Genomic DNA, 24,079 nt, shown 5'->3' on the forward strand with positions numbered 1-24,079 from the left:
GTTCCCGTCTAGTCAAATATGTTCCGATTGTGGACATCAGGATGGCAAGAAATCTCTTGAAATAAGGGAATGGACTTGTCCTGTTTGCCACGAACATCACAATAGAGATATAAATGCCAGCAAAAATATCCTAGCCGAAGGCTTAAGAACCTTAGTTTTGGCTTAAATAAAAGGGTAGAACCGCAGGAATCTGCGGGGATAGCTTGGTCAATAAGAGAAACCTCTGTTGACAAAGAAATACGTCAACAAGTACGCTCTGTTCCCAAGAATCTCCCACTTCAATCAGACCGTAAGGTCGATAAGTGGGGGTAGTTCAATTATCTTTATTTTTGCGTTTGATTGCTGCATCAATATAGGCTTTGAAAACTCGTTTTGACGGTTCGCAGCCAATCATAGCGAATTCTTCTGGGTGCCATTGGAAGCCGAAAACGAATGAATGCTCTGTGCTTTCTACACCTTCAATAATGCCATCTTTCGCACGAGCTACAATACGTAGTGGTTCAGTTACTTCGTGACACGCTTGATGATGGTATGAATTTACTTTAAATTCATCTTCTTGTAGCATTTCGTACATGCGGCTATCTTTTTCGACTTTTACTGGATGGGAGCGATGTGTTCGCTCAGCCGTTTGCTTATGCTGCATGACATCTTCTTCTCTTTGAGAATGAATGGATTGATAGAGTGAGCCACCAGTGACTACGTTTAACATGTGTAATCCGCGACATACACCGATATATGGTTTATCTAATTCCAACATTTTTTTAACTAGAGCATGTTCCATTGCATCAAGTCTAGGCGCAATCTTGCCTAAATGCACATGTGGGTCTTGCCCGTAATAGCTTGGGTCTATATCTTCTCCACCTGTCAAAAAGAGTGCATCAATCTGTTCACACATTGCATCGATATCTTCTTCTGGAATTAGTGGAATAAGCATTGGGATTCCACCAGCTTGCGTAACTGCGTTCGCGTATACAGGTGGCATGAAATAACTATTATCCTTTTGTACTTCTGCTGTAATTCCTACTATAGGCTTCATCTATATATTCTCCGTTCTCTTAAAAACTTATTTGTCTAATAAACATTATACCCATCTCACCTTTTAAGAAACGTATCTGTTTATTCGGATAAATATTTCTTCTCCTATCTATTTAGTTTTTAATTTTCGAAGTATAATTAATTCATAATATCGCAAATCGAGGTGATTCCAAGTGAAACTTAAAGTTCAAACTATTTTTATCATCGGAATCTCCATGATATTATTTCTCGTTTTCCTTATGGTGACAACACGCCCTTTGTTAATAAAAGATGGGATCCAGCTCGATAAAATTCGGATGGAACAAAAGTTAACTCGTTTAGAAAACTATTTACATCTTGAAGATGAACGTCTACAAAGAGTAACCTTAGACTGGGCAATTTGGGACGACACATATGACTTTATTGCAGGAAATAAACCCATGTATATTGAGTCGAATTTACAAATGAATACCTTTGAAAACAATGAAATCGATTATATGTTTTTCTATGATCGAGACAATTCGCTTTTATTTGGCAAAGGTATTGAAGATATTCCGTCGGAGCTGAAAGATGTAGTCCAAAATCTACTTGTTACGTTTGGGAAACAGGACTCCGCTTTTATTGTAAATACGTCAAATGGGCTTGCCTATGTCGACATTCAAGACACGTACCCAAGCTCAGGTGAAGGTGAGCCAAACGGAAAATTAGCGATGGTTCGTTACATAGATGAAGCATTTTTAAATACATTGGAAAATGCTCTCTCATTAGAAATCAAAGACATATCAGTCGTAGAAAGAATTGCTTTCCCTACCCATGAAATTCAGCTGATGAATGATAAAGAAATGGATGGCTCTGTCTTTATTCCAGTGGCTACTGAAAATGAATTTGCCCAGTTCGTCCTACTTGATGATCGAGATTATTTCCAGCAAAAGACAAAAAGTTTAAATGACCTATTTGTTATCTTCCTCTTGATGATTTTGTTTTTAGTCGCTCTTATCTACATCTTAATGGACAGATTGATTGTATCGAGGGTGACAAACCTTTCTTTTCAGTTAAAAGACATTAATCTATCAAAAGATGGCTCTCATCGTTTGACACATAGTCGTAAAAATAAGGACGAAATCTTTCTGTTAGAACATACGACCAATGAGCTACTCGAGTCGTTAGAGCAATCTCATAAGGAAATAAAACGTCTTGCTTATCATGATTATTTAACGGGATTACCAAATCGTTTTAAATTGAAAAAAGATTTTGATGAAATGAGTAATACGGACAATTCGTTTGCTCTGTTCTTTCTTGATTTAGATGGATTCAAATATATTAATGATGGATATGGTCATACTGTTGGGGACATGTTACTTCAGGAAGTAGCCTCAAGACTGACGATTAGCATTATTCACGAAAATGCGATCATTTCTAGGTTTGGTGGGGATGAATTTGTCATTTTAGTACAGCAATTAAATTATCATGAACTCGAAAAATTAGGGGATTTATTACACGATGTCATATCTGAACCTTATGAACTTAATGGAATTATTGCTCGAATAACCACAAGCATCGGTATTAGTCGCATGCCTGAGGATAGCGAAACCTTTGATCAGTTAATTCAACATGCTGACCAAGCGATGTATGACTCGAAACGCAATGGCAAGAATCAGTTTGCCTTTTATAAGTATCATGACGAAAGCCCTTCAGAATAACCGAAGGGCTTTTCTTTATACTCTTTGTGCGAGCCAGTCTTCAATTTCTTGAATCGGTAATGGTCTTGAATAATAGTAGCCTTGAATGATTTCACAACCAATGTTACGAACTATTTCGAGCTGTTCCTCTGTTTCGATTCCTTCTGTAATGACCCGAAGTTTTAAATATTTTGCTAGCTCCACAATCGTTTTGACAATCGCAAAACTCTTTGGGTTTTCTACAATCTCGCGAATGAAGTTTCGATCGATCTTTATTTCTTGAATTTGAAAATGTTGCAAGTAGACGAACGCAGAGAAACCCGTTCCAAAGTCATCAATACTGACTGAAAACCCTAAGTCGCGTAATTCTTTAATTCGACCTTGCACGGCAACATAATCTTTCATTGCTACATTTTCAGTGATTTCAATCATTAATTTGTCTGGATGTATCTCGTATTCTTGTAAACAACTTTCTAAAAATGGAGCAAGCCTCTCGTGTAAAAAGTGACGTGGTGAAATATTTACGGAAAGCGTAAATTGATTTCGCCCTTGTTTTTTCCATTCTTGTAACTGTTTAAACGCTTCTCGAATGACCCATTCCCCAATCGGAAGAATCAATCCCGTTGATTCTGCTAGAGATATAAATTCGAGTGGAGGAACAAGTCCCCGCTCCGGATGGTTCCAGCGAATCAATGCTTCAAATCCCACAACTTGATTGGTTTGGCAGTTCGTTTGTGGTTGATAAAACAACATAAATTCGTTGAAATCTAAGCCTTTTCGTAAATTCATTTCCACTTGGAGGTCGGATTTTGAAACCTCGATCATATCTGGAATAAACGCTGCAGTTACACCGCGAGACAAATACTTGCGGCCATCATTTAAAGCAATTTGAGCTCTTTGGAGACACTCTTTTGCGTTATACCCGTGCTTAGGATATTCACTAACGCCGTAGCTATAGGTTATGTATACTTCCTGGTTGTCGATTTGCATAGGTTTTTTTAAATCCAGAAGTTGTGTCTCGTAATGAGGAACCCAGGTTTTATTGAAACAAACCGCAAAATGATCGAATCCGATTCGAGCAACATGCGCAGGTTCTGGGAAAATGTTGGTCAAACGACTCGCTGTTTGTTTTAACACTTCTTCCCCATATTCAAAGCCTAATACATCTTGAATATTGGAGAATTGATCTAGTTGCAAATAAGCGAAAATCATGTCTTGATTCGCATCTAATTCGTCATTGGCTTTTGAAATAAAGGCATTCTGATTTGGCAAACCCGTTAATTGGTCGATATAGGCTAAATCTCGCACTTGATTTTCGGCTTCAATACGCGAAACTCGCTCATATAAAAACGCAATCATGTCTGCTAATGTTCCGACAAGCGTTTGGTCTAATTCCGTCCATACGCGCTTCGTTAAGGATTCACAACATAATACGCCGCCAATTCCAGTGCTCAGTACGATTGGCGCATCCAGCATCGATTTAATACCGCCCATGCTTTCAAAATAAGCAGGGTACAATTCACTGACTCTCAAATCTTCCGATACATCATTAACAGCAAGTGCCCTTGAACTTTTAACGGCTTGAAAATAAATTGGGAATTCAAGGATATCTAAATAAGTTGCATTCGAATGCGAAGAAAAGCGACGATCATAAATATTTTGTGCGGTTAATACGTGATGATTTTCATCAAATAACCAAATGCCAATTCGCTCACAGTCAATTAATTCACTAACCGTTTCACAAACGCTTTGTAAACTATCAACCATTGTTTCTCTCGAAATATTACGTGATTTAGCCAATTCAAATAGCTTCGTTTGTTGATCTCTTAATTTGATTTCTAATTCGACTGTATGCTCGACGCTTCTTTGTAATAGTGGTGTTAATAAACAAATATAACCGTTTGCATTATATTGACCAAGTCTAACTTCGAATGTTTGCGAAGCCATAAGTATTTTAAAGTTATCAAAATTAGCAGTATGTATTTTTTGTAGAATCATGGTTTTTATTTCTTCATTTAAAAATGAACTGGTCTTCCCATTATTCATTATATTCGTGAATTCATGCGTAACTTTATTTATATGAAGTACCGTTATGGATTGTTGCATAAGAAATAGTACCTCCTAAGTTCAATTCAACTCTGCATCTAATATACCACCATTTGTCAGAATTTTCATCAAAATATTTCATTTTTCGACACATTGTTTTTTCACTAAATAATTACAAATATTTTGAAGTTAATCTTTTTTAGGGTTTCATTCGTTAGCTATTAAATCTTGGCTAATAGAAAATGAGAAAGGGTGATTAAGATGAAACAATGGAGCATCTTTATCGTTTTGGTTTTTAGCTTGTTTGCATATACGTTGACGGCAAGTGCTCATGCTGATCTTTCATCAAGTTCGCCTGCTCAAGGTGACGTTCTTGAAACCATGCCAAATGAGGTCCGCTTAACATTTACTACGTCTATTGATCCTACCGTATTCGAACTTGACGTTCGTACTCAAGCTCGTGGATCTATTCTAAATGGCGACGCTGAGATTAATTCAGATAAAAATGAATTAACTGCAGCACTTTTACCCGACGCATCAGGGCAAATCCAAATCATTTATTCCGTGATATCTAAAGATGGTCATCCTATTAAAGGTGTCATTGATTTTACGGTGAATATAGCAGGTGTAGTTGAGGAGATAGAAACACCTATTAAGGAAGAAGTAATGACGGAAGACATTATTGATGAAGAAATGAACATGACGTTAGCTAGCGAGGAAAAATTATCTATAAATGATTCGGAGCAAATGACTTCGAGTGTTTCGACTTTATCAGCCATTATAAAATTCTTGTATATCACTTCATTACTGTTGTTATCAGGTTTGTTAATTTGGAAATCAAGAGGATTTCATACACGGTTTGTGCCAAGTAGTCAGTTATTCCATTTAGCTTTCCTGTTTTTATTCACATGGTCACAAGCACGAGATTTCTTAACAGTTTTTGACCACCTAACTTGGGGAGATTTATTTTTACGTACCGAAGTGGGTCAATATTGGACAGCAGCTCTTGTCGTGACTGTAATTGGCTTATATATCGTTGGACGAAATCGAATTGTAGATCTTTCCTTTGCCGCGATTCTGCTTTTATTGAAGAGTTTAAACAGCCATGCTGTTGCTTCCGACTTTCCTTTTGTAACGGTTGGTCTGAACTTCATACATCTCGGATTAGCAGCGGTGTGGATTGGTGGATTATTCATCCTCTTAACTTTATGGAAACAAGGTGAGACGGACGCTTTCCTTACTGTGTTCTCCCGGGCAGCACTGTTTAGTATTTTAGCGTTGAGTGTCACTGGAACGATCTATGCACTCATTTTAGCACCGTCTATTGATGCTTTATGGACAACTACATGGGGCTATTGGTTATTAGCTAAAATCCTCACTGTGTTCGGCGTATTTATTGTCGGAGGTTTTATTCGACGACATATGAGAATAAACACTAAATTAACGAATAAAAAATTGTTGTATTTTGATAGCGGACTTGCACTTCTCATCCTTCTTATTGTTGGTGTGTTAACTCAGTTAAGTCCTTCTTGACGGTACCTGGTACACAAACAATTGTGTTTGTTTACACTTTCGTGAATTTCATGAATGTTTGGGTACCTGACACTTTGGGAATCATTTGGGTATGACGATATTCAAGGAGGATGATTTATATGAAAGAAGAAACGTTAAAAAAAGCCGATGAAAAAACACATGGTCAAACTCAAAATCAGCAGCCTGGTATAGAGGCTGAAATGACTCCCGCTCCGATTTATGATGATCCACAATATAAAGGCTCGGACAAATTGAAGGGCAAAGTAGCCATTATCACGGGTGGCGATAGTGGAATTGGTCGCGCTGTCGCAGTGGCGTATGCGAAAGAAGGCGCAGATGTTGCGATTGTTTATTTGAATGAAGATGAAGATGCGGACAAGACGGCGAAACTTGTTGAAGGGTATGGCCAAAAGGCATTGAAGATCGCAACAGATTTGACTGACGATGAAAATTGTCAAGATGTGGTTGATCAAGTGATGAAGGAATTCGGTCAGATTAATGTAGTTGTGAATAATGCAGGTAAGCAATTCCCGCAAGATGATTTCTTAGCGATTACGCCTGACCAGTTACAAGAAACATTCTCGACAAATATTTTCTCCATGTTTTATTTAACACAAGCGGCTTTGCCACATATGACAAAGGGTGATGCGATTGTGAACACATCATCGGTCACAGCTTATCGTGGATCGCCAGGATTAATCGATTACTCGGCAACAAAAGGTGCCATTACGTCCTTTACCCGCTCTCTTGCATTGAATCTCGTGGAAAAAGGCATTCGAGTGAACGCGGTCGCACCTGGTCCGATTTGGACACCGTTGATTCCTGCCACTTTTGATGCAGAGAAAGTTGAAAAACAAGGAGAGGACACGCCGATGAAACGCCGCGGTCAACCAGCCGAAAATGCACCGGCTTTTGTCTTCTTAGCTTCAGCCGATTCAACTTATATGACCGGTCAAACCATCCATGTTGATGGTGGAGATTTTGTTGGATCTTAATTAGATTTGAGCCGCAGTGGAAATTATCCACTGCGGTTTTTTAATGGAGAGAATTTTGGCAGATTGATTGTTTGGGGACTTTTGCGACGTGGTGAAATTGTGTGAAATCGATGAATTTTAGAATGTGTGGCTTGAATCCTTGAATGTCCCTTGTGAATCCTTGAATACACCCTACGAAATGGAGAATACGACCTCTTCTTCCCCTATTCACATTCTAAAAATCTACATTTTTGGATAGATTGCTTGTAGGGGGTGTATTCAAATGAAGAATTGGTCGTGGAAGAAAATCGTATTACTCGTTACAGGTGTTTTATTAACCTTTTCAATCATACTGCTCTCCTGGTTTTATTCCTCCATCAAAAGCACTGCTGTGAATATACATGAACCTCTTCCGTTACAGGTGAATTCGCGTCAAGTTGAACCACTCTCCGTGAAAGAATTAGAGCCAGTTTCCTTTCTATTGCTTGGCGTTGATGAGCGGGAAGATGATCGTGGTCGTTCTGATACGATGATCGTTGTTACGGTCAATCCTAAGACTAAAACAACCAAAATGCTCAGTATTCCACGCGATACGTATGTGCCGATTGCGGGTCGACCTAGCCGTGATAAAATCAACCATTCGTATGCCTTTGGTGGTGTTCAAATGTCGCATGAAACGGTTCAAGATTTTTTAGATATTCCAATTGATTATGTCATTTCGCTTAATATGGAAGGATTTGTTGGACTAATCGATGCTTTAGATGGTGTCCAGGTAACGAATTCGCTCGCTTTTCAAGTAGATGAATTTCATTATCCAAAAGGAGAAATTCAGTTAACCGGTGAAGAAGCACTGTCTTACGTTCGGATGCGATATGACGATCCCAATGGAGATTTCGGCCGTCAAGAGCGGCAAAAAATGGTCTTGCAGGCGATTGTGAATAAAGCCGCAAGCTTGCAAAGCGTATTCGCTTATCGAGAGGTTTTAGACTTAGTGAGCGATCATGTTCGGACTAATTTAACGTTTGACGAAATGAAATTCATTCAAAAAAATTACGTAGATTCTTTGAAAGAGGTTGAGTCCCTTTCTTTTCAAAACGGTACGGATGAAATGATGCAACATATTTGGTACTACTTAGTGGACCCTGCTGAGTTAGAAGAGCTACAAATCACCCTTCAAGAACATTTGGACAAAGAAAGAACCACTCATTAAATGTTGAGTGGTTTTCTTTGTGCTGGATTCGATTATGCGTTTGCATTGACTCGCTCGTCATACGCCAATAAATCGGTATAGTATTTGTTCATTGTCGAGGTTGAAACTTTGAAGTGCTCAGCAATTTCTTTCACTGTCCAATAAGGACCTTCAAACAACTCTTTTTCTTGACCAAAACGAATGGCTCCTGCTGCAATCGCCGCAAATTTACGAGCATTCGGCTGTTGTTCAATTAAAAAGTCTTCCGTAATCTCGAGTAACGCCTTTGATTCACGACCACGCTTATCTAAGAAATCCATCGCTTCGAGCAAGACACCCGCTTCGAAATCAGTGAACTCCCCACCTTGATATCCATCTTTACAAAGTTTCAGCCAGAAATCGAGTATCTGATTTTTCATATATTCGAACGAAGACTCTTCTGTTTGGGCTTCGAATTCCTTCACAAATTCTTGGACCACTTTTGTGTGATCTGTTGGAATAAAGACAAGACTTGAAACCGCTAAATAGTGATCTTCTTTTAACGTCACATCCGGCAAAATAAAACTGAATAAGTGCACGCCAGTCGGGATAGGCTTCGGACTTTCACGGCGTAACTGCAATGTTTCATTTGACAGGATATTTTTCACTATCATATAGTCCGTTTCTACTTGGATGACTTCCCCAACTAAAACATCCGGCGTTTTCCACGTTTCTAGAAGATTTTGAACGGCTGGACGTACGGCTTTTTTGTGTTGCTTTTCTATATAGTGACTCCAAATTTCTGGTTTTGTATGGAAAAAGAATTCATCGATCGCAATCGCTTCAATCATTTCCCCTTCTAAATATGGATCTAATTGAGCTTTCCACTTCGTGATAACCTCTAATAAAGCCTGCAAATCACTTCGCTCTGGATATTCATCATAGAAAGTTTGTAACACTCTTTCTAATTCTTCAGCTTGCACCGTTTCAATCGTAATAGATTGTTTTGATTCACAACATTTTTTAAATTTCTTACCACTGCCGCATGGGCATGGGTCATTTCTTCCTACCATATTTACACGTCCTTTTCCTTACAACATCAGTTGTTTAGTCTACCATAATTGGCGGGCTGGTTGTAGAGGACGAAGGAAATGAAATGAATGGGTTATATTTCTGTCATGAATGAAATAATGCCTATTCTTGCTTTTTTATTCGCAAAAAAATCCCCTCTATCGGAGGGGATTAAGTTACTAGCTTTCTGATTTATGATGGAATGGGCATTTGCCTTGGATTGGTTCGATGTCGTCTCCAATGAAGGATTGTTTCCATTCGTTATGGGTTGGGTCGCCAAAATGTCCGATATCCGGATGCTTCGGTAGTTGATCCCAAGCTTCCACACGTTTACGAACTTTCTCACGTGACATAATGCCACCTTTTTCAGTTCCTTCTAAGCCTTCGAATATTTTACGCGGTTGGAACCCTAACACCATTGAATTTCCTAGATGACGGGTCTTTCTCTTCTTGTAAGCCGGTGCATTTCCGAACACGAAGATTGGCTCACCGTCAAATCGGAAATCCCATAAGTAATGATCTGGATCTCGCGGACTGTCTTCTGGCCATTCTACTTCATCTTGTTCGTGCAGGTATTGAAGGATGTCCCAAAATTGCTTGCGGTAATCCTCTATCGAACCCTCTATTTCAAAAGGTTCAACAAATACAAATAGCCCGTGTCGTTTGTAGTTTGGTAATTTAAATAAATCTAAAAACCCAGAGACTGCTGCTGGCAAGTTACTCCAATCTTCTTGGGTAATATATGCATAGCGGAGTTCACCTTTTAATTCGCCACTCATCCCAAAAAAACATGGAAACGTTTTATCCGTCACCGTGTTATGAAATGTTTCGTATTCTTTATATAGCCAATCTGGTAAGTCGGTTCTATTTTGGAAATCTTCTTTCGTTAATAACGCTTTTTCCTTCGTAATCAAGTGATCGCCTCCACTATCCTTCTTTATTTACAACCATCATATTGGTTAGTCTTTACCCAATCCGAAATTTCATGAAACTATCGAATTCGAAAAACTGAAAGAAAATTTTTGGAAATAGGTTATGATTTGAAAAATTAAGGGAATAGAAAAGGAATGAGTTTTTGAAATTGGAGGATGAGACATGGAGAAGTTAATACAAGAACAAGCACAGACACATTGTGAAAGTGAATATGGCACACTTCAAAAAGTAGTCTTATGTGAGCCTCAATTCATGGAAATTAAAGAAGTGATTAATGATGTACAAAAAAAATATATGGATGAAAATATCGACCGTTCTCTAGCCATATCACAACACCATCAATTTGAACAAACACTACGTAATGCTGGTGTGGAAGTGATTAAACTACAACCGAGTAAGGATCATCCGGAACAAGTCTTTACGCGAGATATCGGTTTCACGCTTGGCGACCAATTGTTTATTTCAGAAATGGCAAATCCTATTCGCAAAGGCGAAGAAAAAGTTTTAGCCAATTGGATGAAAGACCATGACATTGCGTATAAAAAGTTATCCACTCATTCAATTGAAGGTGGCGACGTCATTGTCGACGGTCAACGCGTGTTTATTGGCATAAGTCACCGAACATGTATGAATGCGATTCAAAATTTGCAGAAAGAGTTGCCTGACTTTGAGATACTTCCGATTCCGTTTAATCCAAAGTATTTGCATCTTGACTGTGTGTTCAATATTCTTTCGCCGACTGATGCGTTGATTTTTCCTGATGCGCTCGATCAAAAAGTCGTCGACCGTTTATCCAAGATGTACAATTTGATTGAAGTGAGCGAAAGTGAACAGTTTTCTATGGGTACGAATGTGTTATCGATTGGTCAAAATCGTGTGCTTAGTTTGCCTGTAAATGTTGATGTTAATCATCAAATGAGACAGCGTGGCTACGAAGTGTTGGAAGTAGATTTCTCTGAGATTATCAAATCAGGTGGATCTTTCCGATGCTGTTCGATGCCGATTGTTCGTCATTAAAAATTAGTTGAAACATCTTGTTCTTCCATGGACAAGATGTTTTTTATTGGCAGAAAAAAGCCCTTTAGAAGTTTATTCTAAAGGGTTGTTACGTTTTATAGTTTACGTTTTCTTACGATTAATTCACCAGTTAAAACTTTTTCTTTAATGACTTGAACACGTTCTTCAAATATTGGCACTCGGTACAATTCTTCGTCTGAATTTTCTAGTGTTGTCGACGTCGGTTCTTCGAAACTTACGTGTTCCACATAAATTTCTTCATGGTAAATCGGATAGATCGTGTCTTCAGGAACAAATTGAGGGTCTTTAGATACTAGTGGACGGTGAGCCGTTTCATTAAATGACGTTTTTGGAAGTTCCGTGTTTGGCGTTTCGTAATACGACATCGCTTGTTCTTCATTTGCATAACCACTGTCCGTTTCATCAGAAAACGGTTGGCGTGGCGCATCTTCGCTTGCAAGCAAAACTAAATCGCCTTTTTCAATCTTATAGACATAAGAACCAACGTCATCCGCTGATACTCCTGCTGATTTTAAGACACTCGCTACACCAGAATGCTGTGTTTCATAATCTAATGCATAAAATACTTTACTGAAAAACCCTGCGCTATGCGGCTCTGGTTCCCCTTTTTCCGGAATTTTCTCTGCTTGGATTCCTGCTTTATTAACAATCGACTCACTTCTATGATCGTTTGCTAAAACAAATATCGAATCCTCATTATGTCCAAGTGCTTTAAGCTTATCAATTTCCAATAAAACCGCAGCTTCACTATTATAAATACCTACCACACGTTTTTTCATATACCGTTCCTCCTACCTTATCTTATTGCTATGTTCTTTTTTACCCATTACTCTAGGGTATCTAAACACTCGGATGGAGTAGTTTTCGTGGATTCAAGGATTCGAGTGTGTGATTCTCGATTTCATTGGGGCTATTCAAGGATTCGTGACGTCTATTCAAGGATTCAACGCTCTATTCTCCATTTCGACCCATGTATTCTAGACTTCACCCAAATTCGACGCAAAAGTGCCAGGTACCGAAACATTCACGTTTGTTTAAACATTCATGATTGTTTGTGTACCTGGCACCTATTTATTTTTGTCCGTATGTTTTAAATTTTTCAGCCATGTGTTGCATTTCGTCGTCTTCTAGTACGACTGGTTCACCAATTGCTTTGGCTCTCGTATAGATTTCGCAGCAAAATTCAATTTCTTCAGCTACAGTAAATGCTGTTGCGATATTCGCAGCTCCGGCGAGTAGTCCGTGATTAGCTAGTAAGACGGCTTGTCGGTCCACCATGGCGTCGAAAGCATGTTCAGCGAGTTCTTGTGAACCAAAGCTCGCATATTCGGCACAGCGTACGTTCTTGCCCGAGAAAGCGACTAAGTATGATATGGCAGGTAGATCCCATCGTAAGGAAGCGATCGTCGTGGCAAATGGTGAGTGCGTGTGGACAATCGCATTTAGATCACTACGTTTCTTGTAAAAGATCGCATGCATCGGAAATTCACTCGATGGTTTTTTATTGCCAGCTACTAAATTCCCTTCTAAATCCACAACTACAACATCTTCAGCGGTCATGACATCATAGTCAATCCCACTTGCACTAATAATTATGAGTCCGGACTCTCGATCGAAAATGCTGATATTGCCGCCAGTCCCTTTCGTTAATCCGCGCGTCATCATCAACTTACAATAATCTACGATTTGTTGACGTTCCTTCATAAACACATGAATCACCCCAAAAGTTTCGCTAAATTTTCTTTGAATGGTGCACGGACGATCCCTTTTTCAGTCACGATTGCTGTGATATGTTCAGCGGGTGTTACGTCAAATGCTGGATTATACACATTGACATGCGCTGGAGCGGTTAACTTACCGAATCCTTCTATGACTTCAGATTTATCTCGTTCTTCAATCGGAATTTCAGCACCTGTTGGCGTTTGTAAATCGATCGTTGGCGTTGGAGCGGCAATATAGAATGGAATGCCATAGTGCTTCGCTAAGATTGACACTCCGAGGGTACCAATTTTGTTTGCCGTATCGCCGTTTGCTGCCACTCGGTCACACCCGACAATGACTGCTTGAATTTTGCCTTGCGACATCACCATACCCGCCATCGAATCTGTAATGACCGTCACATCAATGCCTGCTCTGCTTAACTCTAAAGCGGTTAACGTCGAACCTTGCAAACGCGGGCGAGTTTCATCAGCATATACTTTGAAGTCCCATCCCTTTTCTTTCGCCAAATACATCGGAGCGGTTGCTGTTCCGTATTTAGACGTTGCTAACGAACCTGCATTGCAGTGCGTTAAAATGCCCATCCCATCATTGAGAAGCGTTAATAAGTTTTCTCCAATCGCCCGATTGATTGCTTCGTCTTCTTTATGGATCGCTTTTGCTTCTTCCAATAAAGCCTCTTTAAGACTGTCGCTCTTGACCGCTTTCATACGATCTAGTGCCCAAAACAAGTTAACAGCTGTTGGACGTGATGTGGCTAAATAATCTACATGTTTTTGAACTTCTTCTTCTATATTACTCGTGACATCGCGAACGCCAAGGTACACACCATATGCTGCAGCCACACCAATAGCCGGTGCTCCTCGCACTTTCATCGTGACGATGGCATCCCACACACTTTCTACGGTCGTAAACTCCTCATAGACGATCTCATTCGGTAATTTCGTTTGATCGAGTAAAACCAGTGCATCGTATTTCCATTCGATTGGATTTAGTGGTTCATTCATTTCATTTCCTCCTGCAGTGCATTTTGGAGTGCTACAATATAGGCTTCTCCTGTATCGAACTGTGCTTGATTCATAATTAATTCAGTCGCCACGCGCAAGCAAATTCTTTCTGCCTGTAAGCGTTTTTCAAGGGGCTCTATACTCGTAATATCTTTCACTTTCGCTAATCCGACAATGCGTCGTGCGAGTTCTAGTCCTGCCATACCAGCAGTGTCTTGAAGGACTTCATTCAAATAGTCGAGTTTAAAATCCTTGTTTTTCGCCGTTAACTCCGTTGCATAGGTATCCCATGTTAGAACGAATTTATTCGAAAACATTTCAATCACATCAACTAGCGTATGTTCTGTCCAATTCGTGAACTCTTGTTTTTCGTATGCATGACCACGAGCCCATGCAAAAATCAGATTCGCCATCACATTGCCGATATCGTATCCCATCGGGCCGAAAAAGGCGAACTCTGGGTCAATGACTTTTGTGTCATTTTGGTCAATAAAAACAGATCCCGTATGCAAATCGCCATGAATCAAAGCTTGCGCATGATTCATGAATTTGAATTTTAATTTAGCTACTTGTACATGTAACGCTTCCTGATCATATAAAAGGGTTTGAACAAACGCTTCATTCCCTGGGGTGATTTCATTGCGATTAAACTGGTTATGAAAAGGTTCTGTAAAGACAAGGTCCTCTGAAATTTCACAAAGCTCAGGATTGCTATAAGCTTGAACAAGTGCTTTTTTGTCTTTATGATTCATCACTACGTCCGATGTTCTAACAAGCGTATTCGCTAAAAAATCTGTGATATGTTCTGCGAATTTTGGAAACGTTTCAAAGTGATTGAGTGCCGTCCGCATAATCGTTAAGTGGGACAAATCCTCCATCACACAACAGCTCATCGTTTCGTCTAGAATCAGAATCTTTGGCACTAACCCTGGCGCTAACTCATGCTGTAACTGCAAAGCTTCCGTTTCAATCTTGTTGCGACTTGTAGACAAAACAAACTCGTCTGAAATGCGTGCAGTAGTACCCGCTTGTTTGACGATGACGGAATCATTCGAGTTTTTGTTAACAACTCGGTACACATAATTTAAATTGCCATCCCCGATTTCTTCACAGCTTATCGCCTCTGCATTGACATCTCTAAAAGAATCCACATGGTTCTTCACATAATTCATGACATCTTGGTTATTCATTAAAAAGTACTGATTCAACGTTTGCATATCGTAAGATGCTCCTTTATAAATCTTTTTTTCTATCATACCAAATGCGAGGATTCTTGAGGGAAAGACATTCTATATTTTGAGTGTGTAATTTGAGGATTAATTGATGCCATTCAAGGATTCGACGTATATATTCTCGAATTATTGCGGTATATTCAAGGATTCACCTGTTTCAGATGCAAAAGTGCCAGGTACTCAAACAATTGCGTTTGTTTAAACAAACGTGAATGTTTGTGTACCTGGCACCGATTTAAAAGATTAAGTGTTTCATATAGAATTTCCAACCTGCATCTTTAACGGAATCCATTGTAGGGAGATCCATCGGCATAGGGAAGAAAATGGCTGGAGCATAACGGTAGTCGCTAATCGATGGTTCATAGACGATAACCGATCCGGCTGCTATTCCTTCACTTAAAATCGATCTTGTTTTCCAATCAAATGCAATTTTAACAGGTGTTTTAACAGCAAAGCCATTTGTAGAGACAATATGAGCTATAGCATCCTGTTCAAATCGATCGTATAACCAAGCTGAATCGACTGACACCGCATCTTTCGCTTCATTCACCAATATAAGTGAGTTTGTATTGTTTCCGAAAGGCAATGTTTCAATTGGCTCGTTTGGCTGAACACGTACTTCATAATACGCTAATGGATTTGCTTGTTCTTTCGGATCTAATGCTTGGTAAGCTTTCAACCATTCTGAATCTGTCGAAGGTACTTGTGAAACAGAAAGTACAACGCCCTCAACTGATGTTTCTAATCCGTCCGCTTGAATTCTAACGCGATCATTTGCTTGAATGTCTTGCCATTCTTCGTCGGTCGCATACGTCACGATGACTTTTTGTGAACTATAAAGATCGACAGCTAATTGTCCGTTCTCGTCTCGAATTTCTGAGACGACGCCTTCGACTGGACTAATAATGGCTGTTGCGCCTTCTTGTGAAAGCTGCGCATCCACCACAACCAATTGTCGATTTACTTCAGCTAGTTCTTGCTCCGCTTGAGAAATAGCTTGGGCAAAGGCACCGTCTTGTTGAACATCAACTTCTACATCCACATTAATGTCCACTTCGATAGGCTGCTCATCCGTACCTCCAATAATGCTATCGTTTTGATTGGCATCTGAGGAATTGTCAGATTGCGCTTGCGAGCGATCTGACTCAAGTGAACTTATCGTACTATTAATATCTGTTAGTTGACGTTCTAATGCTTCACGTTCTGCTTCCCAAATCGCGCGTTGCTCATCTGCAGAAGCCGTATTTAACTGGGCAAGTTCAGTCCCCGTTTGGACTACATCGCCTTCTTTAACAAGCCAGCCATCAACTGTGTTTTCATCTTTGACATACACAGTCGTCACTTGTTCAGGAGCGACTAAAGATTCCTTCGGTAATTGCTCTTCGAATGAGCCTGTTGCTACTTTTTCGTAGTCATGAACGTATAGTGTTTTTGGAATGATGCTTTTCTCACTAAATAATAGAATTGCATTCGCACCTAAAAATGCTGCAATTGCGATTGAGAGACCAATCGTTACCCATTTATTCAACGTCAGCACCCCCTTCAATAAAACGGACATACCATTCCTCAAATGGAATGAAGCCAACTGCCGCTGTAATAAGTGCCATCAAAACATGCATAGCTAGCACAAGCAAGAAGATGTGTGAAGATTTGTAATCTGAAAATGCTCGAATGAAACGAACTTGAAGTGCAATAATTAGTGCTGAAAAAATAGTTAACTGATTAAAGAAAAAGATGAAGAATGGTTGTTCTAAAAAGGTCCCTGCTAGAGGTCCAAAAGAAAATAGGGACACTGGCGTGGTGAAACCTAAAAGGACAAAGATGATAAACATCAAAGCTTTTTCTATTATAAGAATACTAAGTACATATAATTGCAAAACAGCGAGTTTAGATAACTCAATGTGCGTAAGTTTGTTTAATAAAAATGCAATCCCGAAAAAGTGAAATGCCATATAAATGAAAGCCCATATCAATATACCCACTAATGATAAAATGCGAGCCAAAGTAAATGCGTCACTTCCAGCCACCACGAAAGTTGATGTAAGATTTTCTGTATTCATTCCCCAAAATTCACGTACAGCGAATAATAGAAGACCCAGTAAACCTACCATCCAAACGCGTGTCTTAAAGTCTCTCATTTGTGCATTTGCAAGATTATCGATTAACTCTTGCTGTCTAGAAAAATATCTCCAAAATCGAAAATCAAAAATCATGTCATCGAAATCCCTTCTCATACCTACCATATGCTTTTAATCTTTCTCTACTTTACCAAATAACGACAACGCTTGTAACCTACAAAGGGTCGTATTTTAGCAAATCTGATGAGAAATACTCAGTACATATGTCATACGGTGCATAATTTTAAGGGATTTTGACGTTTTTTTACTTTATTAGGAGAAGTGAGACCTAACCCCCCTAGGCTAGGCAGATGGCTTTCTCCCATTCAATTGGCCATGTCTTGCGAATGGGGAAATAGGAATGAGATCTATCGAAATTTGCAAGATCTATGTATGGAATTAGCAATCTCTATAAATGCTCTACCCTAATGAAGAGGTTTATAGCTCTTCTTTATTATAAAAGAAAGAATCAGTAAATGGAATATATTTCCTTAAAGTTGTATTTTGCCACTCCATATGACCCAAACTAGTATTTTGACAATCAAATAGGGCGGAAAATTGAATTTTGCCTATAGTCGATATAATAATTTTAAAATTATATTAAAAAAATAAGTTTATTTTTTCATTAATATGGGCATTCTTCTTGTAACATTAAGTCTTTTAATTCGTACAAATAGATATAGAAGGACCGTTCAGTCGGACAAATTAAGGAAAGGAAGTGACATCATGAACATTGAAAAGTTCTTATCAGTTAATAAAGAAGATATTGTCTTTGGCATTGTAGGTTCAAGTGTTTCCGTGCTATTGTTATATATAATTTCTTCTATATAGGAGTGATAAAGAAATGGAAAAGCCAACATGAAAGCCCTTCCCCGTTTATTGAACCGGAGAAGGGCTTATTTTCATGCTTATTTTGTTTTTACGATTGTAATAGCATCCGTATTTTTCACTTTAAATGTCCACTTCGAACCTTTTGATGTAACAGGAGCGTTTTTCCACTTCCCTTTTTCATCAAGCTCAAACGTTTTCATATGTCGGTGATCGATTGGTGCACTGAAATCCCATACGAACGATAAATGTCCAGTTAACTCAATTTCATCACCACTCGCATCTGTCATTTCAAATGCAAATGGATCCACCAATACGGTTTCAGAATGCTTGCCTTTACTACTTTCTACATAGTCAACGTCGGCCGTTTGATCGTACGTAAATGTAACGGCACCCTCCGCTTCATGTACTAATTTTGCTACGTGATTTGGATCTAGGTTCACTTCTAATTGTCCATAGTCAAGGACAACATCTTTGCCAGATTCCATTAATGAAGTTAATTTGTCTTCAGATACAGCAATTGACGTTTCTTCAAATAACTCGTTTTCAGGAATCGAGATGCGAACTTCTCCATTTGTGATTTCCTCTTCCCATTCTCCTTCATCAACCACACCATCTGCTGGTTTTTTCAATGAAGTACGAATCAAAATTGGGTCATGGTCAGACGCACGACCATGCTCTTCCATATAAAGTGCATTGATGTGAATCATATCAATCACTGTTTGATCAGCTAAGTTATTCGTCACTAACACATGGTCAAGAACTTGTGAGTTCCCTTGGTAATAGTAAGAGAAACGCTCTCCTGCTGGTACTTTCTCTACCATGTTTGTTAATATGCCACCTTTAAGTGCTGCAAGAGCTGGTGTGAATTCGAAATCATTCATATCCCCAGCAACAATCACTTTTAAATCTGGATCTTGTGCTTGCCCTTTTTTAATAAAGTCATTAATCATCGTTGCAAGTTCAATACGTTCAGCTTCTGAACCAAGGTAAGGTGGTTGGTTTTTACCGAATAAAGGCTGGTCCCCACCTTTAGAATTTAAGTGAGCTCCAATAACTACTACTTTTTCACCTTGGAATTCAAATTGTGCAGCTAATGGCTTACGTGTATTTTGTTGAGGTAAATCAAGAATACGGCCAGGGTTTAACGTTAACTCCCCATTTTCCCAAGCAACCGCTTCAGTTGACCCACCTTTTGTTCCTTCAGATAGTGATACACGTTCTGGATTGTATAAATAGCCTACACGAATGTTACCGCCAGGCTGTCCGCCATCTTGGTTATATTCTGGTGCAATGTCGGTCCATTCATAAGCTGGTCCACCGGCTGCAATAATCGCAGCGATTAGACGTTCATAGCTTGCAGAAGCATCCGAGTTGTTTGAAGCAGTTGGTCCATCATTATCTTGAACTTCTACTAACGTGATAATGTCTGGTGATTTCATGTTTTCGACGAATGATTTTGCGATTTTTTCAGCTTTCTCATCAGAAGTGTGATTAGAATCAGCTGAGAAATTCTCCACATTATACGCAGCTACCGTTAATTCATCTTCTTTAAATTCAATATCGGCCACGACATCTGGACGATCAGAAACGTTAAGTTCAGGAAGATCTGATTCTTTTGCCCAAAGCTTATAGTTACCAAAACCAAATCCGAATACGCCAACGATTTCTCCCGTATAGAAGTCTCCTGCTTTTGCAATATAGCTTTCATTGTCAAAATCAACAACAATTCGTTCTGGGTTGTAATCATTTGCCGTTAAATTAATACCGCCAAAGTCGTTGAACTGAGTATTTGAATCCCCTGAAACAACAATCACTTCCCCATATTTTTGAGGTCCAACTACTTTTGCATTTGAAACTGCTACACGCATTAATTCAACTGATTCATAGAAATCAATTCCATCTTCTTCTGGATCAAATGACGTTAAACCATCGTTGTCGATGATTTCCGTTGGTGGGAAAATGTCTTTATTGATTACTAATGGTGCTGGTAGTTCGTGAGTTCCATTAGCAACAGTAGTTGTTGCTCGAATTCGTGTAATTGGCAAATCAATTTCTTTCATATCGGAATAGCCTTCGTAATACCATTCTTCAACAGTACCAGCGACAGTTACCACATCGCCGACTTCCAAGCCATTCGATGCTTTATTGACCATAATCGCTTCAGATGTTGTGTTGTCGTCATCTGGTGTGATGTCTTGAATGACAAAGTTTGCTGAGTTATATAAATGAGTAACCACACCTGTGATTTCATTTACAGTCGCACCCGTGTAATCCGAGTAATGACCGTCGCCTTGAATATCACGGATTTGAAGATCATTTACTTTCAACACATTGTATGTGAATGAAAACACTTCAGATGTTGTATCACTTACAGCAATGGCTTTAATTGTTGTGTCTTTTGTTAATACAATTTTGCCTGTGTATTCAGGACTTGCTGTTGTTGGTGTTGATCCATCAACGGTGTAGTGAATTTTCGCTCCTTCAATCGGAGTAATTAAAGCAATTTCAGTTCCTTCAGAAACCGTCCCTGGATAAATATCCGTGTAAACAGCGGGTTTATTCACCAAGTCAAAGCTCTCAAGACCTAATGTTTTTACTTGATAGGTTGTATTGTATATAGAGGCTATACCTGAGATATTAACAAGTTCGCCTTCTTTATAACGTTGAGCAAATGTAGCATAGTCTAAACCATTACGATTATCGTTACGAATAACAACCGATTCACCATTTTCATGAGTTGCAGTAAATTCGAACGTTCCGTAATCATTTACTTTTTCTAAGTTAGTAATGACGACATTGTTCAATTGAATACGTTCACCTTGCGTTTCTTCATTGACACCAGCTGGCGTTATTTCTTGTGCAGTTGGTAAAGTGTTCGCTGATGAAATTTTTGTGATTTTCGATGGTTGAATTTGAAGTTCGCCACTGTAAGGACTTACTTTACCTTCAAGTTCAACAATGTCCCCTGGATTGACGTCTGCTGCTGATGTAAAAACATAAATACCAGCAGAATCATCTTGGATGTAGAATGCTTTACCACCCCAGAATCCAATTCCTGTTGTTACTGTTCCAGTTACACTGATAAGTTTGTCAGTGTCTGTTACTGCACGAGCAGCAGCGATGTTTTCTAACACCTCAGCTTCAGGTGGAGGTTGTGGTGTCTCACCTTCCGAAATAATTGTGAATGCATTAGCACTTCTTAAGCCAGGAACCGAAAAGTATGCACTTAGCGTTCCTGAAATCGTTACTTCAGCTTTAAAGTTTTGAGGGTTATCTACTAAATTGATTCCTGCACGAACTGACCCGGCAGGTAATTGAACGGGAAGAATCTTAGACGCATCCGTTTCATTTGGATCGTCTGCTAATCCCACATTAGTAGCGGCTGTAAACGGCGCTTCTTGGTCATAGCTTGTCCCGCTATTTGCCGTTCCTACAATAAAACCTTTAACCGTAGCCGCTCCCGAATTATTGGCTATAGCCTCTGCCACCGTTATCGGCTCAGCTGCTTGTACATTTGATGTAGTAATAAATGGTGCGATTGTTGACATGACAAGTAAAAATGAGAAAACGATTTTACTAAAAACGCTTGTCCAATTGCTTTTTTTCATCTACTTCCACTCCTCGACGATTAGTTTTTACACGATCTGATTCTATCAGACGTTTACTATGGGAATATAAATGTTGTGTAAACTTATTGTTATGATTAACTAGAATGAAATATTCCCTATTAAAATAAACTCCATCTACTAGTGTAAATTTTCTGAGAACTTTTTATAAGGCACTCATTACCTTATTTTGAATGCATGCCAAATATCACGTTTGTTGTAAAAAATCTACAAATGACAACACAAAAACACCTATCGTTTTTTAACAATCGATAGGTGTTTCTACTCAGTATGAAATTTCAATGTCATGGCCTCCACGGTTATTGAATTAGTTTTTGAAACAAGCCTTCATCTCTATTTGCTAGAGCGTAATCAATCATTCGATCACGGTATCCCTCTTCTAAAGAAAGAATAGCTTCTCCCGCTTCTTCTAACACGTCGGACATAATTTCTGAATCCTCCATTTTTCCATGTTGCAATATTGTTTGCAAATGAATATGGATATCTGACACAAGCAATAATTGATAGAGTGGTAAGCGGATAAAGCGATTTCCTTTTTGGAACACAAACACTTCTGACAAATTTTCCACTTGATACGTATTAAGATTTACAATGATTTCTTTTCCTTCTACAGGAATGAAGTGAAATAACTCTTCATCTTTTCGAATTGAGAAGTACTGATAGGCAAATACCAGTTTCATTGTCTGACCTTCCTGCTTTGTATAAAACGGTTTCATTAATTGAACATGTAACATTTGTTCCCCCTCCTTTTTTAGCAGAATATTCTGATTACTATTAGTTTATCACACTATACCCTAAAACGTGCAGGATAAATCTAGAAAAATACAGTTTGAAATGAAATAATTTGAGACTATCAATTTCTTTATACCTCACCCCCTTATAATCTATGAATCATATGACAAGTTATGAATACGGACCATTTTAATGGATGTCGCTTTAAGGTGTTTTCCGAAGAAAAACTACAAAATAAAAACAAGTTAAGAAAAACAATCATTTCTCTCAACTTGATTTATTAAGTAGGTTCTAGAGGTCAACATGACCTTTTTCAATATCAATAATAAAAAAACTGTAACCAAGCTACTTATTAAGCGCTTGGTTACAGTCAGATCTACCTTCAATAGACCGAAGTGTGGATGAATTATTTTTCCGGTCTTCCACATGTGAAAAATGCAATTGACTGGGTATGATATTGAATTAAAAATCCGGTTAAAATATTTTTTAATAATGCAGGAATTTGATCATCTAATTTTGAATTACTTTCAAAAGAACAAATACTATTTGTGAAATCAATTTCTAAATTCATTATGGTACAACAATCGAAGTTCATCATATGTATGATTGCTTTTCCATTCCCCTTACACTGAACAATTGTCGACTTCCTTTTCCCTTTTGGAGTCACATAAACGAGGAACTCCTGTCGACCAAATTGATTTCTTTTTGAACTCTTTTCTAATCCCGGTAATTGCACTTCATAGCGTGGGCATACAATCAACCTTTCCGAGGCATAAGTTATAAATCAATTAATAACAAATATTAGAATATTTGTTATATTCAATCATATCAAAATTCCTTTATTTCCGAAATAGAATTTCCATTGTAGAAATCGGAATTTCCATTTCTTCATTTTCGCTTTTTTAAGCCATTGTTTTTTGTATGGTTTGTGTTAAAAGGTGGAGATGAAATGGAAATTTATCAACTAATTGCTCAGTACAGAGACATGTCTGGAATGAGTCAGATTGAGGCAGCTAAGGAGTTAAGTATTACGCCTTCTGCATTATCAAAATACGAGAATAACAATGCACAAATTTCAATTAAAATGTTCGTGCAAATGTGTAAGATTTACGGGATTCCAAAAGATGTTTTTGTCAATGCACTTCTCCATCCTGAAGAATTGACGATCAGAAACCTTCCTATTGCTAAGGAAAAATCAGATGATTACGATGAATTTTCTACTGATCATATTTTGGAATTGTATAAAGCTAATCCAATTTACTTTCAATATTTCCATGTATTTAATGAACTACCGGCCGATAAACAAGAGCCTTTTATTCAAATGTTGAAATCATTTATTGCATTTCAACGCTAATTCTT

At 38.6% G+C, this 24,079-nt stretch carries 20 protein-coding genes; 7 read left to right on the forward strand and 13 right to left on the reverse strand.

Annotated features, from left to right (window positions below; translation table 11 throughout):
* A partial coding sequence (locus AC3EA5_RS10045) for a zinc ribbon domain-containing protein (RefSeq protein WP_488608246.1) occupies window positions 1-166 on the forward strand: 166 nt, incomplete at its 5' end.
* A gap of 147 nt (window positions 167-313) precedes the next feature.
* On the opposite strand, the gene AC3EA5_RS10050 is transcribed toward AC3EA5_RS10045, so the two are convergent.
* Window positions 314-1,036: a gamma-glutamyl-gamma-aminobutyrate hydrolase family protein gene (locus AC3EA5_RS10050; protein ID WP_488608216.1), complete on the reverse strand. Its 723-nt coding sequence runs from the start codon at window positions 1,034-1,036 to the stop codon at window positions 314-316.
* A 172-nt stretch (window positions 1,037-1,208) separates the two neighbouring features.
* Between AC3EA5_RS10050 and AC3EA5_RS10055 the strand changes: the two genes are divergently transcribed.
* Entirely contained in the window at window positions 1,209-2,714 is a 1,506-nt protein-coding gene (locus AC3EA5_RS10055) for a sensor domain-containing diguanylate cyclase (RefSeq protein WP_488608217.1), read from the forward strand.
* Between the two features lie 15 nt (window positions 2,715-2,729).
* On the opposite strand, the gene AC3EA5_RS10060 is transcribed toward AC3EA5_RS10055, so the two are convergent.
* Window positions 2,730-4,799, reverse strand: coding sequence for a putative bifunctional diguanylate cyclase/phosphodiesterase (locus tag AC3EA5_RS10060; protein WP_488608218.1), 2,070 nt, complete (start codon window positions 4,797-4,799; stop codon window positions 2,730-2,732).
* A gap of 201 nt (window positions 4,800-5,000) precedes the next feature.
* Between AC3EA5_RS10060 and AC3EA5_RS10065 the strand changes: the two genes are divergently transcribed.
* The 3 genes from AC3EA5_RS10065 to AC3EA5_RS10075 all read left to right on the forward strand — a co-directional run bounded on the left by AC3EA5_RS10065 (window position 5,001) and on the right by AC3EA5_RS10075 (window position 8,456).
* Complete coding sequence (locus AC3EA5_RS10065) at window positions 5,001-6,272, forward strand: copper resistance CopC/CopD family protein (RefSeq protein WP_488608219.1); 1,272 nt, start codon at window positions 5,001-5,003, stop codon at window positions 6,270-6,272.
* Between the two features lie 119 nt (window positions 6,273-6,391).
* Window positions 6,392-7,267 carry an SDR family oxidoreductase gene (locus tag AC3EA5_RS10070; RefSeq protein WP_488608220.1) on the forward strand — a complete coding sequence of 292 codons (876 nt, stop codon included), beginning with the start codon at window positions 6,392-6,394 and terminating at the stop codon, window positions 7,265-7,267.
* Window positions 7,268-7,529: 262 nt separating this feature from the next.
* On the forward strand, window positions 7,530-8,456 hold the full coding sequence (locus AC3EA5_RS10075; protein WP_488608221.1) for an LCP family glycopolymer transferase: 927 nt from the start codon (window positions 7,530-7,532) through the stop codon (window positions 8,454-8,456).
* Window positions 8,457-8,488: 32 nt separating this feature from the next.
* Here the strand turns inward: AC3EA5_RS10075 and AC3EA5_RS10080 are convergent, their stop codons facing one another.
* Both AC3EA5_RS10080 and AC3EA5_RS10085 read right to left on the reverse strand, forming a co-directional pair.
* The gene (locus AC3EA5_RS10080) at window positions 8,489-9,487 is read right to left on the reverse strand and encodes a YecA family protein (protein ID WP_488608222.1); all 999 of its coding nucleotides are present in this window, start codon (window positions 9,485-9,487) and stop codon (window positions 8,489-8,491) included.
* A gap of 177 nt (window positions 9,488-9,664) precedes the next feature.
* Entirely contained in the window at window positions 9,665-10,399 is a 735-nt protein-coding gene (locus AC3EA5_RS10085; protein ID WP_488608223.1) for a YqcI/YcgG family protein, read from the reverse strand.
* 181 nt (window positions 10,400-10,580) lie between these two features.
* Between AC3EA5_RS10085 and AC3EA5_RS10090 the strand changes: the two genes are divergently transcribed.
* Complete coding sequence (locus AC3EA5_RS10090) at window positions 10,581-11,435, forward strand: dimethylarginine dimethylaminohydrolase family protein (RefSeq protein ID WP_488608224.1); 855 nt, start codon at window positions 10,581-10,583, stop codon at window positions 11,433-11,435.
* Window positions 11,436-11,530: 95 nt separating this feature from the next.
* Here the strand turns inward: AC3EA5_RS10090 and AC3EA5_RS10095 are convergent, their stop codons facing one another.
* The 9 genes from AC3EA5_RS10095 to AC3EA5_RS10135 form a co-directional block, all read right to left on the reverse strand.
* Window positions 11,531-12,235, reverse strand: coding sequence for a general stress protein (locus tag AC3EA5_RS10095; protein WP_488608225.1), 705 nt, complete (start codon window positions 12,233-12,235; stop codon window positions 11,531-11,533).
* A gap of 292 nt (window positions 12,236-12,527) precedes the next feature.
* Window positions 12,528-13,160: an L-fuculose-phosphate aldolase gene (locus tag AC3EA5_RS10100; protein WP_488608226.1), complete on the reverse strand. Its 633-nt coding sequence runs from the start codon at window positions 13,158-13,160 to the stop codon at window positions 12,528-12,530.
* Window positions 13,161-13,171: 11 nt separating this feature from the next.
* Window positions 13,172-14,182 carry an S-methyl-5-thioribose-1-phosphate isomerase gene (gene mtnA / locus AC3EA5_RS10105; RefSeq protein ID WP_488608227.1) on the reverse strand — a complete coding sequence of 337 codons (1,011 nt, stop codon included), beginning with the start codon at window positions 14,180-14,182 and terminating at the stop codon, window positions 13,172-13,174.
* Window positions 14,179-15,399 (reverse strand): S-methyl-5-thioribose kinase, encoded by a 1,221-nt coding sequence (mtnK, locus tag AC3EA5_RS10110; RefSeq protein ID WP_488608228.1) that lies wholly within the window; start codon window positions 15,397-15,399, stop codon window positions 14,179-14,181. Before mtnK ends, mtnA begins: the two co-directional genes overlap by 4 nt.
* Before the next feature lie 250 nt (window positions 15,400-15,649).
* Window positions 15,650-16,942 carry an efflux RND transporter periplasmic adaptor subunit gene (locus AC3EA5_RS10115; protein ID WP_488608229.1) on the reverse strand — a complete coding sequence of 431 codons (1,293 nt, stop codon included), beginning with the start codon at window positions 16,940-16,942 and terminating at the stop codon, window positions 15,650-15,652.
* The gene (locus tag AC3EA5_RS10120; RefSeq protein ID WP_488608230.1) at window positions 16,935-17,627 is read right to left on the reverse strand and encodes a hypothetical protein; all 693 of its coding nucleotides are present in this window, start codon (window positions 17,625-17,627) and stop codon (window positions 16,935-16,937) included. The genes AC3EA5_RS10115 and AC3EA5_RS10120 overlap by 8 nt, the downstream gene beginning before the upstream one ends.
* 812 nt (window positions 17,628-18,439) lie before the next feature.
* The gene (locus AC3EA5_RS10125; protein ID WP_488608231.1) at window positions 18,440-21,970 is read right to left on the reverse strand and encodes a DUF6359 domain-containing protein; all 3,531 of its coding nucleotides are present in this window, start codon (window positions 21,968-21,970) and stop codon (window positions 18,440-18,442) included.
* A 317-nt stretch (window positions 21,971-22,287) separates the two neighbouring features.
* Window positions 22,288-22,722: a transcriptional regulator gene (locus AC3EA5_RS10130; RefSeq protein WP_488608232.1), complete on the reverse strand. Its 435-nt coding sequence runs from the start codon at window positions 22,720-22,722 to the stop codon at window positions 22,288-22,290.
* Window positions 22,723-23,126: 404 nt separating this feature from the next.
* Window positions 23,127-23,387, reverse strand: a complete 261-nt coding sequence (locus tag AC3EA5_RS10135) for a hypothetical protein (RefSeq protein WP_488608233.1) — start codon at window positions 23,385-23,387, stop codon at window positions 23,127-23,129.
* A gap of 282 nt (window positions 23,388-23,669) precedes the next feature.
* Here AC3EA5_RS10135 and AC3EA5_RS10140 point away from each other — a divergent pair, with 282 nt between their 5' ends.
* Window positions 23,670-24,074, forward strand: coding sequence for a helix-turn-helix domain-containing protein (locus tag AC3EA5_RS10140; RefSeq protein WP_488608234.1), 405 nt, complete (start codon window positions 23,670-23,672; stop codon window positions 24,072-24,074).
* Window positions 24,075-24,079: the final 5 nt, after the last annotated feature.

This window comes from Paenisporosarcina sp. (genome assembly GCF_057785155.1).

Coding starts and splice junctions, on each gene's coding strand:
- AC3EA5_RS10050 (WP_488608216.1), bottom strand. CDS start 1,036: ATGAAGCCTATAGTAGGAATTACAGCAGAAGTACAAAAGGATAATAGT.
- AC3EA5_RS10060 (WP_488608218.1), bottom strand. CDS start 4,799: ATGCAACAATCCATAACGGTACTTCATATAAATAAAGTTACGCATGAA.
- AC3EA5_RS10065 (WP_488608219.1), top strand. CDS start 5,001: ATGAAACAATGGAGCATCTTTATCGTTTTGGTTTTTAGCTTGTTTGCA.
- AC3EA5_RS10070 (WP_488608220.1), top strand. CDS start 6,392: ATGAAAGAAGAAACGTTAAAAAAAGCCGATGAAAAAACACATGGTCAA.
- AC3EA5_RS10075 (WP_488608221.1), top strand. CDS start 7,530: ATGAAGAATTGGTCGTGGAAGAAAATCGTATTACTCGTTACAGGTGTT.
- AC3EA5_RS10080 (WP_488608222.1), bottom strand. CDS start 9,487: ATGGTAGGAAGAAATGACCCATGCCCATGCGGCAGTGGTAAGAAATTT.
- AC3EA5_RS10090 (WP_488608224.1), top strand. CDS start 10,581: ATGGAGAAGTTAATACAAGAACAAGCACAGACACATTGTGAAAGTGAA.
- AC3EA5_RS10095 (WP_488608225.1), bottom strand. CDS start 12,235: ATGAAAAAACGTGTGGTAGGTATTTATAATAGTGAAGCTGCGGTTTTA.
- AC3EA5_RS10100 (WP_488608226.1), bottom strand. CDS start 13,160: ATGAAGGAACGTCAACAAATCGTAGATTATTGTAAGTTGATGATGACG.
- mtnA (WP_488608227.1), bottom strand. CDS start 14,182: ATGAATGAACCACTAAATCCAATCGAATGGAAATACGATGCACTGGTT.
- mtnK (WP_488608228.1), bottom strand. CDS start 15,399: ATGCAAACGTTGAATCAGTACTTTTTAATGAATAACCAAGATGTCATG.
- AC3EA5_RS10120 (WP_488608230.1), bottom strand. CDS start 17,627: ATGATTTTTGATTTTCGATTTTGGAGATATTTTTCTAGACAGCAAGAG.
- AC3EA5_RS10125 (WP_488608231.1), bottom strand. CDS start 21,970: ATGAAAAAAAGCAATTGGACAAGCGTTTTTAGTAAAATCGTTTTCTCA.
- AC3EA5_RS10130 (WP_488608232.1), bottom strand. CDS start 22,722: ATGTTACATGTTCAATTAATGAAACCGTTTTATACAAAGCAGGAAGGT.
- AC3EA5_RS10140 (WP_488608234.1), top strand. CDS start 23,670: ATGGAAATTTATCAACTAATTGCTCAGTACAGAGACATGTCTGGAATG.